Genomic DNA, 17,615 nt, shown 5'->3' on the forward strand with positions numbered 1-17,615 from the left:
AAATCGGGTGGCTTGGTGTCCAAGTTCTCGGTGCTTTTCGACCTAGTATTGAGCACAAACATGGCAAGCGGCGACTCCAATGCGAAGCCACTGGGAGAGCAATCCCAGTACGTGCGCGCTGGGGAGACCAGTCAACTACTTGAACAGCATCGCGCCAGGCTAAAGCAGATGGTGAAACTGCGAATGGATCCTCGCGTCCAGGCGCGAGTCGACCCGTCGGATGTCGTACAAGAAGCGTTCATCACCGCTTCGCAACAGTGGCGGGAGTATCTGCAGACGCAGCCGATCCCTGTCTATCCATGGCTCCGACGGATCGCTTGGCAAACGCTGCTGCATGTCCACGAGCGACACTTGGATGCAGCACGCCGTAGCGTTCGCCGAGAGCAACGGGGCCCATGGCGCGCCAACGATGAGTCGACCATGCAAGTCGTCAAACTCCTAACGGCGGGGACGAGTACCCCCAGTGCTTCGATGGAGAAGAAAGAACGGCAGCAACGAGTCCGCCAGGCGCTCGAGCAGATGCGCTACGGCGACCGCGAGGTCTTGCTACAGCGTTACGCGGAGCAATTGTCGCTCAAGGAGATCGCAGCGGTGCTTGGCATTAACGAAGCCGCCGCATACAAGCGGCATGCACGCGCACTCGAACGCTTGCGAGAGATACTGGAGGAGTCACCATGATTCCTGAAACTCCCTCAGCAGATGGCAGTCTCTGTTACGAAGTGCTGCTCGATCAGATGTCTGAAGTCCTGCAAACGGGCGATGCACGAGAACTCGATGATTTTCTCGCAGCACATCCCCGGCACCGGGAGCAGTTGGAACAGATGATTCCAACGCTACGTTCGATCGCCACAGTGACAGTAGACTCGGCATCTGGAAGCTCATTTCCGGCCGAGATGGATCTGTCCTACACGGCCGGTAGCGATAAGACCCTTGGTGACTTCCGGATCAAGCGCGAGATTGGTCGCGGCGGCATGGGCATTGTCTACGAAGCCGAGCAGTTATCGATGCATCGCGTTGTCGCGCTCAAAGTGCTGCCGTTCGCGACGCTAGCCGGCGAGAAGTCACTCAGGCGGTTCGAGAACGAGGTGCGCGCCGCCGCGCTGCTCGACCATCCGCACATCGTGTCGATCTACTCTGTGGGCGAAGAGCGGGGCATCCACTACTACGCCATGCAGCTCGTGCGCGGACAGAGTCTGGCAGAGGTGATTCAGCACCATCGCAAGATGCACTCGCTGAATCCGACGCGCCCCGCTACTCTGCCATCCCTGCCAGACGAGGGATTGAGGACCGTTGATAACGCGATCGGCTCCACTATTGGGTCTCGATCGGGGCGACACCGGTTCCGCGAAATCGCCAGCATGGGCATCCAAGCTGCTCGAGCTTTGCAGTACGCTCACGATCAGGGGGTAGTGCATCGGGACATCAAACCAGGCAACCTGCTGCTCGATGGCGACGGTAACGTCATGGTTACCGACTTTGGGCTCGCCAATATAGAGAGCGACGTGAATTTGACCGCCACGGGCGAACTCGTGGGTACACTTCGTTACATGAGCCCGGAACAAGCCCTGGGCCAACGAGCAGAGCAGAATCACCGTGCGGACATCTATTCGCTAGCGGCCACGCTGTACGAATTGCTGACGTTCGAGCCAGTCCTTACCGGCGACGACCAACAACTACTACTAAAGGATCTAACCCGTGTAGAACGTCGCGATCCACGAAAGCTGGATCCCTCAATTCCAGCCGACCTGTCCACCATCCTGCTCAAAGCCCTGGAATTCGATCCCGCCGATCGCTATCAGAGTGCAGCCGAGTTCGCCGACGATCTTCAGCGATACTTGCAGAATCAGCCGATCCAAGCTCGGCCACCAACCGCGCTGTCATACCTTGCCAAGTGGACTCGACGCAATCTTCCGTTGGTCGGTCTAGCCGGCTTGGGCACCAGCATCCTTTGCATCCTGCTGGCCGCTAGTACTCTTTTGATTTCACGGGCGAAAATCCGCACCGAGGAGGCACTTGCCAAAGCACAGCGCCACTCCGATCAAATCGGCGACCTATTGTACGCGGCCGATGTTCAGCTTGCTTATCAAGCGTGGAACGAAGATCGGCCGGACAAAGCACGAGAGATTCTAGACAAGCAGCAACCTGTGGCCGAAGGTCGTGACCGCAGAGGATTCGAATGGCATCTACTCGATACCATTGCATCCCAACCCAAGTCGAGGACCATTGGCCATCACAAAGGGTCTGCCAATGAAATCGCCGTCTTCCCGGACGGCGACAGGGTTGCTTCTGTTGGGCAAGATGGATTCCTCTGTATTTGGGAAGCAAATTCAGGCAAGCTGCTGAGGAGGATCCGCGTTGGAGAAGGTGAACTCCATGCGGTGGCGGTCTCGCCTTGCGGTGAGTTGGTGGCTACCGGCAGTCACTTCGTATCCCTTTGGGATGTCACAACGGGCAAGCGTGTGCGACTGCTTTCGCTATTCCGCACCACAGTCGAGTCGATTGCATTTTCGCCCGATGGGACGAAGTTCGCGGCGGCTTCAAGGTACGATCGCCTACGCCTGTTTTCCAGGAAAGGGAAATTGCTGAAAGACATTCCGGACCAGGCTCGACACATTACGCTGGCCTTCACAGAGGATGGCAATCGTCTGCTGGTTCCCAGCCGCAAGCCGCTACCAGAATCGCATGGCAAATCTCTGACCCGAGTCTGGTCGGCCGACTTGTCCAAGTTGGATAGAGAAATCGAGTTCACCCAATCCTGGGGCACGATGGCTCGCCCCTTCCCTGACTCTGAACACTACCTGATTAGTGAAAACACTGGCTTTCAGAACCATAGTCGAATCGTCCGCGCCGACACTGGTGAGACAGAGCATTGCATACCATGCCGCGGTGTACCCGTCAGCAACACGGCGATCTCCCTGGACGGATCGACTTTCGCGACAGGCTTTGAAGACGGGGTAATTCACTGCTGGAACGTCACCAAAGATCCGGACGGCACAATACAAATGATCGAACGTGCCGATACCTTTAAGGCGCACGACGGTGCTGTGAAATCTCTTCAGTTCACTGGCAAGAAACAGTTGATCACTTGCGGCTTTGATGGACAGGTCAAACGCTGGCGACTCAGCCAAATTGAAAATCCACGTCGCCTTGGAAATCGCATGCACTCACTGCAACGGTCTCCCAACGACCAGTTTGTTGCTGCCGTTGAGGACGAAAGCACTTTACTGTTGATGACGCCCCAAGGGAATGTCATTAAACGAATCGACTTGAAGGATGACGGCCTAGTACATGAGGCTCTATCCATTTCACCTGACAGCAAGCGAGTTGCCGTCTCCTGCCGCAAGCTGAAGGCATTACAGGTTCGCGACACCTCAACAGGAGAGGTGGTTAGCACATTCCGTACGCGTTCCAACGTGACTGGAGTCGCCTATAATCCCACGCGAAACGAAATCGCGATAGCAATGTACTCCGGCGGCGTTGTGCAGATCCTGGACGCCACGTCCTTCGAGTTGATACACGAGGTGTCGCTTGAGAACGATGCGGACTATCGATGCATGTACTCGCCCGATGGCGAGCAACTGCTGTGCGTGGGAGACAGCCGAGGTGTGACGATCATCAATTTGCGGTCGAATCGTGGTATTGAGCGGATTTTCTCCACTAGCCGTGCGCGTTGTCTGCAATTTGACTCCACCGGCACTTTGCTGGTTACGGGACATCGAGACGGTACGATCAGGTTGTGGGACTTCGAAACGCGTAGTTTACGCAAGACGCTGATCGGACACAAAGGCCGGGTGAGTCGATTGGCAATCTCGCCGGATGGTCGAACTCTCGTCTCGACAGGCCATGACTCCACCCTACGATTGTGGTCGCTAGAAGATCAGTGCGCCTATGGCGTCCTGGAAGGGCCGCATCGTGGGTGGACCATGGGAGTCGATTTCTCGAAGGACGGACGGCGCCTGTACGTGACGCAAACCCAGAAGCCCGGCATGAGCATCTTCAGTCTAGACGAGCGGCCTGGCGCGACCGCTTACCGGGAAACAAACTGAGACCCCAAGTACGCCAAAGCACCTAAACGCGCGTCGAAATTCAGTCGAAGTGACTCGTAGTGGTCGGACCGATCTCCGCCACGCAGGCCCAGGGGCCGTGGGTAGCTCGAGTGGGATTCGAATCGCAGCTAGCAACGCGTGGCAAGAGATAACCACATGCGTTATGGATCGTGCGCCCGCTTTATCCTTGAGGGGTGCAGAGCCAATCAGGGCCTGGCTTCGGCTTCTGTTGGCAGTGCGGCCAGCTCCTCGGTTTCCGACTGTACCAGAATCTGCACAGGCCCCAACAACCCCGATGGGCGAAGTCGCTCGTTGCCTTTGAACTTACGAATGTTGGTTTGCGTGACGCGCTGGTCGCGCGGGAGCTGGGCGTCGCCGATCAGGCGGTTGGCCCACACATTGACCACTTCGACTTGCAGTTCGTTGCTTCCCTGGCGCAGGGCGTCGGTCAGGTCGACTCGGAAGGGAGTTGTCCACACGACGCCAAGATCTTCGCCGTTCAGGCGTACGCGGGCCATGTTCTGCACTTCGCCGAGATCGAGATACACCCTATCGCCGCGCGAGTCGGATCGCTGCCACTCGAACTCGGTCGCGTACCCCGCCGTGCCAGAGTAATACTTGACTCGCGGATCGTCCGATTCGGTCCAACTGACCAGTTTGTCGAATTCCACGAGGCGTGAGGGGCCACCGAGTTCCCTGTCGAACTTCACACTCCAAGCTCCAGCAAGTTCGCTGGCCACTTCCTCGGTCACCACCCTGCTCACCGCGTCGCCCTGCACGTCCTCTCCTATCGGAGTGCGGAATACGACAAACACCGATCCGTTCGCGGGAAGTTCCAAAGGCAATTCGATTCGTCCCGCGGCTTGACGGAAGCTGCTGACGGGTTCGATGGTGCCGTCGACCGGATTCCACAATTCGGGTCGTTTGCCGCTGCTGCGGAGCGAGCACGTCACACTGGTGGGCGTCGGCTTGCTGTTGGCGATGAAGTAAATCTCCGCATCCTGCGTGCGGCGGTGGACGTAGTCGAGCTTCGTCTCCTCACCGTCCGGACCTGCGTAATCGAAGTCGGGGCCGAGGTCCATCTCTTCCAGTGCTTCGCCGACGGGAACGTCCCGAACGAGTCCATCATTCCAGAGCCGGTCGGCCAGTGCGTGGAATTCGCGAAGCGACGCGTTCTCCAGAATCAGGCCGTAAGGCTGCGATGGTTTCTCGCCAACCACTCGTGCACCCTCGGTGGCAAGTTCCGCAACGTGCTTCAGAGCTTTCAATCCATAGTGGCCCGAAGAGGGAAGCGCGAGCACAGCGTAGCTGGTGCCATCGGGCAGCACGACTCGCCCGTCTTCGACTCGGGTTCGCTCGAGCAGGGCTTCGAGGTTGGTGACGTCGTAGTCGTAACCTGTTGGCACGTCGGCCGGATTGTCTCGCTTCAAGCGGACAAAGCTGGGCACGTTCTCGCCGTAGAAGTACAGCACGTCGGACACGGGCAGTCCTTGCTGGAGCAGGAACTGGCAGCGATTCAGGTAACCCAGGAAGCCTTCGGCTTGGTCCCACCAGGTAACCTGCGGGTTCAAGTGAGTTCCCGCGAAGTACGCGTTGCCGGGCTTGCCGTCCTCGAGCGGCGAACAGTCGAACGTGTGCCACATCACCATGTTTAAACCTTCGCAGGCGACGCGGTCGAAAACGGGCTTCAGATCGCGCGGGTCTTTTTCCCAATGCGGACCGATGGTCGTGAACGCCTCGGCCATCACGAGTCGCCGTCCGTAGATGTGAGCCGCCGACGAGGGTTGCTTGACGAACAATCGCTGGTAGTCGGCCACGCGATGCGTGCGCGAGCGGGCCCAAAACTCCCCCATCATGATATCGCTACGCCCTAGGCACTTCAGGGCGTCGACCGGCGCTGCGTGGGGTCCGCCCGACTCGGGATGGATGCCCATGCCGCGGGCGTGGGCGTACTCGGCGAACCGTCGGTACTTGCCGTCGGCGATCAGATCGCCCAACGTACGGCGGAAATCGTTCAGAAACTGGTTCGACTGCTGCTGCCCATCCACCACGTACCCCGCCAGCGCGGGCAGGTAAGGTGTAATTTCGTAACCGCGCAGTCTGCTAAACTGCTCGGGCATGGCGGGGGTCCAGTTAACGGGGCCCAGTTCCCAGCTATCGGTATGCAAGAAGCGGAGCGAGCGCCCAACGTACGGGTCGGCTGCCTCCAGAATGGGCGTCAGCACGTCGTCGCAATACTGGTCGAAGGTTGCTGGGTCGAGGTAGTCGATCGCCCAACCCTTCCAGTTGTCGCTGGAGGTCGAAACCTTGGCGCCGCTGAGCGTGTAACCAAACCGCAGCACCAACCACTTTCCAGCAGGGGCGTCCCAACGAAGTTGGCCATCGGTGACCTGCTCGGTAAGGTCGATCACTTCATCCGCGGCCACCGCAACCGTATCGGATTTCGCTTCACCATCGTCGATCAAATGCGTAGCATCGATGGCCGTGTTTCTACCGGGGTACTTGTGATACGCCTTCTGCTCGAAGTTATCGATCTTCGCCAGCGACTTGTCTGCCGCGGGTAGCGGTATCGCAACCACTTGCACGTCGCGGTAGTAGTCCCCATCCTGCTTCGGCTGCGGCAGTTCTTGAGAGACATCGCGACCACCTTCGATCGTCGTCTCCGACCAGGTCAGCTCCTTGGCCGCTTGCTGGGGAGTGACGGTTGGTCCGCCCAGGTTCCAGCCGCTTTGGATATTGAAGCCGAGTTCCAATCCTAGCCGGTCGGCTTCGGCGAGCGCGTGGATGAACAACTCGCGCCACTCTGGCGATCCAAAGTCGGGACCGTGAGGAACCTCGGCATGCCCACGGTCCGAACTGGTGGTGCCGGCGTCGATCACGTTGGCCCCGCCGTAGCCTTTGGCCTTCATCTCTTCGAGGTCGCGGGTGATGGCTTCTTTGGTCACGTTGCCATTCACCCACCACCACCAGCAGCGGACGCGCGAACCGCTGGGCGGAGCGTTCCATCCCTGCTCGAGTTCGACGATAGGCTCCAGCGACGTGGCGAGTTCTGGCGCGATGACCTGGGTCGACTGGCCAAGCAGCGGCGAGGCGGCGCAACAGATCAATACCAACAAGGGCAGAACGATAGCACGTGGTGTAGACATTTCAGGGAGGTGGGGTTCAGGCGAGGATGTCAGGTGGGACGTGGGCTTCTTCCACGCCGGTCAAGCGTTGGTCGAGGCCCAGGTAACTGTAGGAGAATCGTTTGTGGTGGATGCCCAATCGGTTGAGTATCGTGGCGTTCAGGTCGCGGATGTGCAGACCATCGGCAGCAATGTTGTAACCAAACTCGTCGGTCAGGCCGTACTCGATGCCTGGCCGGATTCCACCGCCTGCCATCCACATGCTGAAGCACCGCCCGTGATGGTCGCGCCCGGAGCCAAGCTTACCCTGGGAATAAGCGGTTCGCCCGAACTCGCCGCACCAGACGATCAGCGTATCGTCGAGCAGGCCACGTTGCTTGAGGTCGGCCACCAGCGCGGCCGAGGCTTGATCGGTATCGCGGCACTGAGCGGCGAGGTCCTTGGGAAGTTGTACGTGCTGGTCCCAACCGCGATGGAACAGCTGCACGATACGAACACCCCGCTCGGCCAATCGGCGCGCCAGCAGGCAGTTGGCCGCGTAGGTGCCCGGTTGCCGCGAATCGGGACCGTATAGATCGAACGTGGCGTCCGACTCGTCCGCCAGATCGACCAACGCCGGCACCGAACTTTGCATACGAAATGCCATCTCGTACTGGCTAATCCGCGTTTCGATCTCCGGATCGCCCATCTTTTCGACTTGCAGGGAGTTGAGCGCGCTCAGATCGTCTAACATCTCGCGACGCACTTGCCGCGTGACGCCCGGCGGATTGTCCAGGTATAACACAGGCTCCTTGCCGGAACGCAAGCGGACGCCCTGATGTTGCGAAGGCAGATAACCGCTGCTCCACAAGCGGCTGAAGATCGGCTGCCCCGGCTTCTTGCCGTTGCCTTGCGAGATAAGCACCACAAAGGCCGGCAGGTCGCTGTTGTCGCTGCCGAGTCCGTAGCTCAACCACGAGCCGAGGCTCGCGTTGCCCATCTGCTGCGAACCAGTGTTCAGGAACGTGATGCCGGGGTCGTGGTTGATCGCCTCGGTGTTCATCGATTTGATGACGCACAGCTCGTCCACCACGCTCGCGGTGTGCGGCAGCAAGTCGCTGATCCAGCGACCCGAAGCGCCGTGTTGGCGGAAGGGTCGAAGCGGCCCGGCGACGAGGAATTGCTTCTGCTTGGACGTCATGCCCGTCAGACGCTGCGTACCCATAACGGTTCTGGGCAGCGGCGTGCCGTGACGCTTCACCACTTCGGGTTTGTAGTCGAACAGGTCGAGGTGCGACGGCCCGCCCGACTGGCAGAGGTAGATCACCCGCTTGGCTCGCGGTGGAAAGTGCGGCAAATCGAGTCCAACGTCGCCGCTGGTCGGCAGCGCTGCCGCCGAGGCGGTCGGTGTCGCCAGCAGATTCAAAGCGGCCATGGCCATGCCGCCGGACGTGCCCGCGAGGAACTGCCGCCGAGACGCGCGGGCGAGTTCCGCTAGCAAAGCAGGGTCGCTCGGCAATGAGTTTCGAGGTTGCGCGGTCACGGTCAATTCCTGGTGATAACTTCGTCGAGATTCAAAATGATGCTCGCCACAATGGTCCAGGCCGAGAGTTCGCGGTCGGCAGGACTGGCAGGCGACGACACGAACCGCGCGGTCTGCGATTGGGCGACGTGTTGTGATTTCAGACGCTCAAGCCTCGTGGACAGGATCTGCTGCTCGTCGCTCGTGGGTGGTCGCGATACGGCCAACTGAAACGCCAGTTCCAGCCGAGCCTCGGTCGAATCGTCCGCCTCGCGAAGAATTCGCTTAGCGAAGCTTTCGGCCGCGGCGACGAATTGCGGATCGTTCAGCAGCACAAACGCTTGTAGCGGTGTGTTGGTTTCTTGCCGCCGCACGGTGCAGGTTTCGCGGCTGGGAGCGTCGAATGCAGTGAGCATTGGTGGAGGCGACGACCGCTTCCAGAACGTGTACATGCTGCGGCGATACTGCTGGTCGGCGGCACTTGGGTAAAACGCCTGGGCGGTGAACACTGTAGGGTGACCGTAGTGGCTGACCTCTTTCCACAATCCATCCGGCTGCGGAGGATAAACGCTAGGCCCCCCCGCCAGGCGGTCTAGCAGCCCGCTGATCGCCAAAGCGTTGTCGCGAATCGACTCGGCAGGCAGTCGTCGCCGCGAGGATCGGGCGAGGAGTCGATTCTTCGGATCGGTCGCCAAGAGTTCACTGTCGACGCGCGACGACTGGCAATAGGTGTCGGACATGACAAGTTGTTTCAGCAAACGTCGCAGGTCCCAACCGTGCGACGTGAAATCTCGCGCCAGCCAGTCAAGCAGTTCGGGATGCGACGGATACGCCCCTTGCATGCCAAAGTCCTCGGCCGTCTCCACGAGTCCCACGCCGAACAGCATCTGCCAGTAACGATTCACCGCCACCCGCGCAGTGAGAGGATGCTCGGGCGAAGTCAGCCACTCGGCGAGCGTTCGACGATCGGCGCGCTCGTCGGACTCTGCCGGAAGCAAGAACTCCAGCACACTCGGTTCCACGGCTTCGCCGAGCTGGTCGTACTGACCGCGAATGCGTATGTGAGTCACTCGTTTCGCCGCTCTGTTGTCCATGACCATCACCGAAGTCTTGCCGCGCTCCAGCGCCTTGCGGACGATCTTCAGCTCCATCTCGATGCTTCGTCGATAGTCCGACACCGCGTCGCATTTGGCCTCCACCGCCTTGTTCACCGCTTGGCGCTGCTCGGGCGTGCGGTCCGCGGGCGGTGTTTGCAGTGCGTCCGCCAAGCTGCGTTGTTTGGCGTCGGACTCACCTGCAGCCAAGGCCTGGCTCAGCAGTTGCTCTTCGGATTGGTCATTCTCTACCTGCAAGCCCGTGGGCAAGTGTTCATGGCTGTGTAGCAGGGCTGCCTCGCGACGACGTCGTTGTTGCTCGAGTTGCTCGGCTTGAATGAACGGCGGATCGACTTCGATGATCGGGCGTGTGTTTCCGTTCTTGGCTCCCTTGCCGGGTTCGCTACAGCGATCAAACAACGCGTAGAACTGGTAGAAATCGCGTTGAGAGATCGGGTCGTACTTGTGATCGTGGCATTGGCTGCATCTCAGCGTGAGTCCAAGGAAGGCGGTCGCCACGGTGTCGACGCGATCCACCGTGTAGATCATTTGATACTCTTCGGCGATCGTGCCACCCTCGTGCGTGTTCATGTTGTTCCGCAAGAAGCCCGTGGCGATCCGCTGCGACTCGGTGGCATTGGGCAGCAGGTCGCCGGCGAGTTGCTCGGTGATAAACCGATCGTACGGCATGTTGTCGGCCATCGCGCGAATCACCCAGTCGCGCCACGCCCACATGTCGCGGTGATCGTCGATCGAGAACCCATTGGTGTCCGCGTACCGCGCGACATCAAGCCACTCTTGCGCCAGCCGCTCGGCACTAGCCGTCGAAGCCAGCAGACGATCTACCACGCGCTCGTAGGCATCGGGCGAGTCGTCCGCAAGGAACTGCCGCACTTCGTCGGGCGTGGGTGGCAGCCCGGTAAGATCCAGCGTCACGCGGCGAATCAATGTCCGCTTGTCCGCTCTTGGGGACGCAGTTAGTGCATGCTCTGCCAATTCGGCGCTGATGAAGCGGTCGATTGGTGTTGCGGGCGAGTCGCCTTCTGTGGCTGGCACGGCAGGCTCGGCGGGTGGAACGAACGCCCAGTGCTGCTGGTATTCGGCGCCTTGTGCAATCCACTGTCGCAAGAGGGCACGCTGCTGGGGCGTGATCGTCTTGCCGCTATCCGCTGGAGGCATCTGCAGGGCCTCATCGTCTGTCTCGATACGCAGCAGCAATTCGCTGGCGTCCGGATCGCCAGGCACGATGGCCGAGTAGCCTCCCAGGTCTTTCACGGCATCGCTGCGATCGTCGAGCCGCAAGTCCGCTTCGCGATGCGCTTCATCCGCACCGTGGCAGTGAAAGCATGCGCCGGAAAGGATGGGGCGAATGTCGCGGTTGAACTCGATCTCCTTGCCCAAGACCGACTGCGCGAGCCATGGCATGGAGCACATCGCGATCAAGGTCGCGTGGCCGATGGTGCGGAAGAACTTCATCGAAACTCCCTGCGGGCGAGTCGTGGTGCGAGCAAACAGAGGCACATCAGCGCTCCTGCGGTGAGTGTGGAGGGCTCGGGGACGTTTGCGCCTGTGAACGTCTCGACCGACAAGGTCTCGCCGAACTGCGACTTCCAAGCAAGGTAGTCCAGCTGGTTGACGTGAAGATCGCCGTTGGCATCGGCAGCCAATCCGGCGCCGGTGGAACCCAGGGTGTTTCGCCACACAGTGTAGTCAGCGAGATTGACCATATTGTCGCCATTAAAGTCGCCCGACAATCCCGTAGTGACCGACAGCACTCCATCGGAAAGAAACAGGGAGTTGTCCCATACCAAACCCTCAGAGAGAGCCGGCAGGATCAGCGACTCCATGTCTCCGAACAGCCCGTCGAAGTCAAGCAGGTCGAACTCGTCGCCCGACGAAAGCGACTCTGCAGCTCCGTCGAGTTGCACGGCAATTGTGCCGGCCGCGTAGATCGATCCGTCGACGTGAACTCGTTCGTACTCGTTGACACTGAACAGATCGAGTTCGAGTGTCGCCCCCGCTGCGAGCGTGAAGTCGCCTTCGATGGTCATCGCCAGCGGATCTTGAGGTGTATCCGCATCGACAACCAAGCGGAAATAGTCGATGTCGCCGACTACGTCGTTGCTCGACACCGCGAACCCTACCGCGCTGATGTCTTCGCTGATCAGGTTCAGCGGGCCGGCCAACGGGGTGTAGTCGATGTCGGATGGCAGCTTAGCGAAGAACTCAGCCGTGTAGTTGCCGCTGCCGCCTGTGGTGTCGAGCACCACCCGCATGTGGATGTCGCCGCCGCTGTTGTTTAAGGTCGGCCAGGACGCACTCGACGCGGTGCCGCTCGTAGCGCTGCCAAGTAGCACCTGGTTAGGATCGGAAGAGTTATCACCACGGAACAGCATCCAAGCTTTCGCGGCCGTGGGCTCCGAGATGAACCGATTGGCGTTGCCGGTGCCGCCCGACATGACGTCTTCCAAGAAGCCCAGCGCAAACCAGTCGTTGTCGCCGGACGCGTTCTGAAACGCTGCGTCGAGCACGTAGCGAAAGCCGTCCTCAATGGTTTGGGGCAATGTAGCCGACGAGCCGCCGCCGATGCTGATGCCGACTCCGTCGCTGGTTATGCTGGAGTGCGCCACCCAGGTAGCCCCGCTGGAGACCGTATCGGGCGCGCGGCCGTTGAGTGGTTCGGCGTTACTGCCGGTAAAGCGTTCCTCGTATACGGTGCCCAGTTGGGCGCCAGCGTAGGGAACGACGCGAACAGTCGCGCCGCTCTCGGTCACCAAGTTGCCGCGGAGAGTGCCGCCGGTTTCGAGCACGCCGCCCGACTCGATAGTTGTATCTCTGATGCCGGTTACGGAGTCCACGACGAGCGTTCCATCACGAACCACCGTTGGCCCCACGTAGGTGTTGGCGCCGGCCAATCGCATCACCCCCGGTCCCTGCTTGATGATGCCACCGGTGCCTGACACGGGAACGCTGAAGGTCGCCGACGCGCCGGATGCGACGTTTACGGCGGAGGTAGCCAGCAGCGTTACCGTTCCATTCACGGTAACTTCATGGCCGTCCTGAATACTCAACGCACCGGAGCCTCCCCCATCGCCGGCGAGTTCCAGTGACGGGGGCAAGGTGCCGGCGGTGGCGACTTCCAGTCGCCCTCCATCGGCAATGCGAACTCTGGCATTGGTGGACCCCAGCCCACTTGGATCGGTTGCCACGCCCACAGCGCCGGACTCAATGGAGATCACTCCGTCGAACGATGCGTTGGCTGAGAGCGTGGTCGTGGCCGCTGCCAATTCCAATCGCCCTGCGCCGGAGACGTTCTGCAGCATGGCGTTCTGCAGCACCCGCACCCGTCCGTCGTTGTAGATGCCGGAGGGCGCGGTGGGGAACACATTGCCCGTCGAAGTGGGCGTGCCGATTTGCAGCAGCCCGGTGGGCCAGACTTCAAACTGGCTGGCCATCGTATCGGCGTTGGTGGCGTCCATCACCACGGTGCCTCCGTCGGCGGCAATGATGGTACTGGTCATCGCCGTGGAGTCGCCGGTGATCTCGAGTGTTGCATTGGAAACGCGCGTGGGGCCGGCATAGGTGTTGCCCGAGGTGGCCAGCACCAAGGTTCCTCCACCCACCACCGATAGACTTCCGGACGTTAGCGATCCAGGACCGGAGAACATGTAGGTCTGCGTCGAGTCGACCACCACCTTGCCAACGTTCACTGCTGCGGGAAAGTGAACCTCGGTTTGGGCTGAACTATCGTCGAACGTGACATTGTCGAAGGCGGCAAAGCTATCGGGCGTACCGAGGTCAGCGAAGTTCACCGTCGAAGCGTCCCATGTAGCGCTGTTCTGGCCGGTCCACTTGAGAACGCGTCCCATGGCGGCCGCTGCATCCCATTCGAGGATCGACATCTGGCTGCCACCGTTGCCGCTGCTGCCGTCGATGGTCTGCACCAACACGTGCAACTGGCGGCTGCTCTCCCAGAGTGCCAGATCGATCGTCGGCTCATAGTATCCGAGGTTGGTGTCGGTCAGATCGATAAACTCCCAATCGTCACGCGACTCCGCTTGGCTGTAGGCCACCGTGACAACACCACCGCGGTCGGCGTCCTTGAAGATCACATACGCCCGGTTATAGTCGTCGAACACCAGTTGCGGCCGGCCCATGTGGTTGATTCCGAGCTGGCTCTCAGGCACGGCGGAATTCGGGTTGTCGGTCAATCGATGTCCCAACTGCGAGGTGAACCAGTCGGTACCGTCGTGGCCGACGAACATGTACTGCCGGCGGTGGTCGGGCGTGGGATCTTGCGCCCGCGGCGCCCACCAGGTGGCGATGGCAGGCCGCCCGTGCGTGTCGATGGCTTGAATGCCGGTGTTGATCAGGCTGCTGCCCTCGGGAATGGGCACGGCCACCTCGGCGGTCAGATCGTCGATCACGCCGGTGTAGGGAATAGTGCCTTGGATGTCGCGATACCAGGTGACTCCGTTGTCGGGCGAGTACGCGTACATCAGGTTGTGGTTGGTCTGATAGCCCGTGTGGCCGGTGGGCGAGCTGCCGTTGTATCGAAAGGTCCAACTGGCGTGCAGGCCACCGCTGGAGTCGTAGCTCAGGTTGTGGGGGTAGGCGTTGTAAGTATGTCCCCGCGAGTCGGTGCGCTCGATCCATTCCTCGTCGGTGAACGACCAGGTGTCGGTCGACGTGTCATAGTGCGAGATGCGATAAATGCCGTTGCCGGAGCTGCCAGTGCGGTAGTTGAAAAGCAGATTGTCGGTGCCCGGTATGCTGTAGAAGTTGGGGTAGGTAACCGAGGTTTCGTGCGAGCCAGTCATCGTGTTGATGGCCGCGCTGTTGCCAACCGTGTCGCCGACGAATGCCATGGGGCCTCCGCTGGTGACCGGCGTGGTCGACTTGGTGTACAGCAGGTTGTTGTTGTGCATGCCCCACGAAATGTGCAGGTAGCCGTCGCCATCGATGCCAAACGACGGCACGTTGTGGGCATCGTTGATGTTGAACGAGGTGAACTGCGTCGCGCGGATGTCCCACGTGTTGGTGACATCGGTCAAGTCGCGGCGGGCGATCAGCAGCCGGCCATCGTCGCGGTAGTAGGGCGTGAACTGGTAGTTGCCCACGGTGATGACCGACTGGTTCTTGAACGGGGTGGAGTTTATCGACACCCGGTCGCGGCCCAGTTCATTAGTCGCCGCATTGTTGTCGGTGATCGGCACCTGTTGAACAAAGCCCAGCGGCGCCGGCTGCGACTGCGCGACACCGGCCCAGAGCGAGACCTGCGCGAGCGGCGTCAACAGCCAGAATGCGTACCGTGATTGTGAGACGTTGATCGTATTCATCGAGATTCAAAACCCAGGAGTTGTGTACTGGGGCAGGTGGGTAGGCGCTCAGTACTTGTCGACAAACGGACCAGATTGCCCGCTGCCGTCCCAGGTGAGTTCAATGGTGAGGTCGTCGGTGGGGCCTTCGATGGTGACCCACAGCTCGGAGGTGGCGTTGCTGGAGTACTTCTTGGGAGCGTACCAGCGGCTCGACGTCTCGCTGAGTTGCTCCGCTGCGGTTACGGTCGCTAAGTGCGTCCCCACGGGGGCTCCGTCGCCCAGCTCGAAGCAGCTCAACGTGAAAGTGCCGTCTTCGTTGATCTTTCCAATCGCAGGACGATGCTCGGCAGCGAGCACTCGGACTTGACCGACCGACAGCGGCTCGCCATCGATGGTCACGATGCCGGACACGGGAACGATGTTCGGATGCTGGTTGTTACATCCAACACACGCAAACGCGGTGCAGGCGAGTACGATCGACAACGAAGAATGCTTATACATGGACTCAGGTAAACAATTTCGCAATGGCAGTTAGCGAGGGCCGGGGCCGGAGGGGATCACGTAGTCGTCGGCGAGGTTCGAGCGTGTGGACCGCGAGCGATACAGCGTATCGGCGATGTCGTCGGTCACGAACTCCACGCTACCGTCGCCCAGGGCGAAATTGGCTCCTCCCGGGTGGCGGCTGTTGAAGCCTCCATGCGAGCCAGGCGTGACAACGCCGCTCGATCCGACCACCACATCGCCGGGAATCGTGTTCAGCGGCGTGTAGGTCATTCGCATCGACGAATTGCAGCGATTGCCGTTGGACCAGATGTTGTTGTTCGAGATCAAATGACCATCAATCGTCTCGCCAAAGAACATGGTGTTCGTCAAGCCATCGGTGATCTCGCGGACCTTGATGCGACGGTAATAGAAGAACACACCGTTGTTGTTGAACTTCCAATCAAAAGCGTTCCCCTTGGCGTCTCTTCGATTGGGATAGAGTGGATCGGTTCCTCCGGGCGGGCCCACATCGCCAGCCACCGCGGCGTAGCTGCTGGTGGCGGCACGAAGCACCGCGGGAGACGTGTGGCCGTGAACATACTCCGAATAGGTTTGACGTTCCCCGTCGCTTGCACATGTCATCTCGTCCAGCGGCGTGGCGATCGCGGCAAGCACTTCGGGATCGGAGTACCATCCCTTCCAGTCGTCGTTATTCCAAATGGTCTTGTTTTGAATGTCGAAGCTGTCGAACAACGCTTGTTGCTCGATGTAAGGCAGCAGTTGCACAAAAACGCTAGCTCCATGGGTGCGCATGTCGACATCAGAAATGCTGCTGGTTTGCTTCATACTGGCACAGCGACTAACCGTTCCATCACAACCAAGGCGAGCTGCCGGGAACTCTCCGTAGGTGCCCTCGTAGTTCAGCGCAGCCAGCGCAAGTTGCTTTAGATTGTTACCACACTGCATCCGACGCGCCGCTTCGCGGGCGGCCTGAACAGCGGGCAGCAGCAGGGCCACGAGGATGCCGATGATGGCAATCACCACCAGCAATTCGACCAACGTAAAACCGTTCCGCTTGGTTTTCATCTTGCCGATTCCTATCCTTTCTCGTCGGTTACCTTCGTAGCCCAAGTGTGCAACGGAGTGCACGCAAAGGGTTGTTGAAGGGAGCGGCCGGCAAGCAACACCCGCAGCCGGTCCGCCCCCTTCAAGCTGCCCAGATCAAACGCGTCGTCCTACGACGACCAACAGCCCGGCGACGCCCATTACTCCCAAGGCGATGGACGAGGGCTCGGGCACAACCGTTAGTTTGAAACTTCTCAACACACCACCGAGGTCATCGCTGTCCGACGTGTGGCTAAACCCGATACCGCCGCCGGGATTGCCATCGTTAATGCCCACGGGTTTCAGGATGAGACTGCCAAACGTGGTGGTGCTCATGAGCGTACCGTTCAGGTAATAGGATCCAACGGTCTTGTCGCCCCTGTTGTCGAGAATCACCTTCATGTCGATGGGTTCGGTTGGATCGACCACATCGCCATTCCACGATTGCGGAGTACTGGTACCAGCCCCCTTAAAGCCCTCTTGGTCGTTTGCCGAGGAATGGTTACGCGTGAGCATCCAAATAGCGCCACCGGCTCGATCGAAAGCGTCACCGCTGCTATGTCTAGCGTTGCCACTCGAACTGGTCGTCCAGAATGTGATGTCTCGCACAAAGAAGCCGAATCCAATCCAGTCCCGCTGGTCGTTCAGCAGGGTGGCTTCGGCGATGTACATCTTGCCCTCTTCCAGCGCAAGGTCGAGGTGGGCGGCCTGCGAGCCGGTGTCGCCGCTGGCGGTTCCGTCGTTCAAGAAGCCAGGACCCGCTTCCCACATGGCGCCGGTAGTCGAAATGTCGGGCGTGGTGCCGTTGAGTCCGCTGAGTCCGTCTCCGTCGAAGTCGTCATAGAACACAACGGCGGCTTGGATCGAAGGCGTTAGCATCAGTGCTACGGCCGCGATCAACAGTAGTGGTCGCAAACATCTCATTAGTCAGTACCTCCCAG

Annotated in this window: 9 protein-coding genes; 2 read left to right on the forward strand and 7 right to left on the reverse strand. The window is 60.1% G+C overall.

The features are described 5' to 3' along the window. Positions 1 to 60 precede the first annotated feature (60 nt). Together ACQK2L_RS28445 and ACQK2L_RS28450 are read left to right on the forward strand one after the other, a co-directional pair. Complete coding sequence (locus tag ACQK2L_RS28445; protein WP_425400434.1) at positions 61 to 678, forward strand: sigma-70 family RNA polymerase sigma factor; 618 nt, start codon at positions 61 to 63, stop codon at positions 676 to 678. Beyond that, positions 675 to 4,046, forward strand: coding sequence for a protein kinase domain-containing protein (locus tag ACQK2L_RS28450; protein ID WP_425400435.1), 3,372 nt, complete (start codon positions 675 to 677; stop codon positions 4,044 to 4,046). Before ACQK2L_RS28445 ends, ACQK2L_RS28450 begins: the two co-directional genes overlap by 4 nt. Before the next feature lie 206 nt (positions 4,047 to 4,252). Here ACQK2L_RS28450 and ACQK2L_RS28455 read toward each other — a convergent pair whose 3' ends face one another. The 7 genes from ACQK2L_RS28455 to ACQK2L_RS28485 all read right to left on the reverse strand — a co-directional run bounded on the left by ACQK2L_RS28455 (position 4,253) and on the right by ACQK2L_RS28485 (position 17,598). Next, positions 4,253 to 7,192: a glycosyl hydrolase gene (locus tag ACQK2L_RS28455; protein ID WP_425400436.1), complete on the reverse strand. Its 2,940-nt coding sequence runs from the start codon at positions 7,190 to 7,192 to the stop codon at positions 4,253 to 4,255. A 16-nt stretch (positions 7,193 to 7,208) separates the two neighbouring features. Next, the gene (locus ACQK2L_RS28460; protein WP_425401134.1) at positions 7,209 to 8,591 is read right to left on the reverse strand and encodes a DUF1501 domain-containing protein; all 1,383 of its coding nucleotides are present in this window, start codon (positions 8,589 to 8,591) and stop codon (positions 7,209 to 7,211) included. Positions 8,592 to 8,695: 104 nt separating this feature from the next. After that, positions 8,696 to 11,242, reverse strand: coding sequence for a PSD1 and planctomycete cytochrome C domain-containing protein (locus ACQK2L_RS28465; RefSeq protein ID WP_425400437.1), 2,547 nt, complete (start codon positions 11,240 to 11,242; stop codon positions 8,696 to 8,698). After that, positions 11,239 to 15,105, reverse strand: coding sequence for a BNR-4 repeat-containing protein (locus ACQK2L_RS28470; protein WP_425400438.1), 3,867 nt, complete (start codon positions 15,103 to 15,105; stop codon positions 11,239 to 11,241). The genes ACQK2L_RS28465 and ACQK2L_RS28470 overlap by 4 nt, the downstream gene beginning before the upstream one ends. A 48-nt stretch (positions 15,106 to 15,153) precedes the next feature. Next, the gene (locus ACQK2L_RS28475) at positions 15,154 to 15,588 is read right to left on the reverse strand and encodes a hypothetical protein (RefSeq protein ID WP_425400439.1); all 435 of its coding nucleotides are present in this window, start codon (positions 15,586 to 15,588) and stop codon (positions 15,154 to 15,156) included. A 30-nt stretch (positions 15,589 to 15,618) separates the two neighbouring features. Further along, positions 15,619 to 16,656, reverse strand: coding sequence for a DUF1559 domain-containing protein (locus tag ACQK2L_RS28480; RefSeq protein WP_425400440.1), 1,038 nt, complete (start codon positions 16,654 to 16,656; stop codon positions 15,619 to 15,621). A gap of 135 nt (positions 16,657 to 16,791) precedes the next feature. Then, positions 16,792 to 17,598 carry a hypothetical protein gene (locus ACQK2L_RS28485; protein WP_425400441.1) on the reverse strand — a complete coding sequence of 269 codons (807 nt, stop codon included), beginning with the start codon at positions 17,596 to 17,598 and terminating at the stop codon, positions 16,792 to 16,794. Between the last annotated feature and the right edge of the window lie 17 nt (positions 17,599 to 17,615).

This window comes from Aeoliella sp. (genome assembly GCF_965227375.1).
GTDB lineage: Bacteria > Planctomycetota > Planctomycetia > Pirellulales > Lacipirellulaceae > Aeoliella.

Coding starts and splice junctions, on each gene's coding strand:
- ACQK2L_RS28480 (WP_425400440.1), bottom strand. CDS start 16,656: ATGAAAACCAAGCGGAACGGTTTTACGTTGGTCGAATTGCTGGTGGTG.
- ACQK2L_RS28445 (WP_425400434.1), top strand. CDS start 61: ATGGCAAGCGGCGACTCCAATGCGAAGCCACTGGGAGAGCAATCCCAG.
- ACQK2L_RS28470 (WP_425400438.1), bottom strand. CDS start 15,105: ATGAATACGATCAACGTCTCACAATCACGGTACGCATTCTGGCTGTTG.
- ACQK2L_RS28485 (WP_425400441.1), bottom strand. CDS start 17,598: ATGAGATGTTTGCGACCACTACTGTTGATCGCGGCCGTAGCACTGATG.
- ACQK2L_RS28450 (WP_425400435.1), top strand. CDS start 675: ATGATTCCTGAAACTCCCTCAGCAGATGGCAGTCTCTGTTACGAAGTG.
- ACQK2L_RS28455 (WP_425400436.1), bottom strand. CDS start 7,192: ATGTCTACACCACGTGCTATCGTTCTGCCCTTGTTGGTATTGATCTGT.
- ACQK2L_RS28475 (WP_425400439.1), bottom strand. CDS start 15,588: ATGTATAAGCATTCTTCGTTGTCGATCGTACTCGCCTGCACCGCGTTT.
- ACQK2L_RS28460 (WP_425401134.1), bottom strand. CDS start 8,591: ATGGCCATGGCCGCTTTGAATCTGCTGGCGACACCGACCGCCTCGGCG.
- ACQK2L_RS28465 (WP_425400437.1), bottom strand. CDS start 11,242: ATGAAGTTCTTCCGCACCATCGGCCACGCGACCTTGATCGCGATGTGC.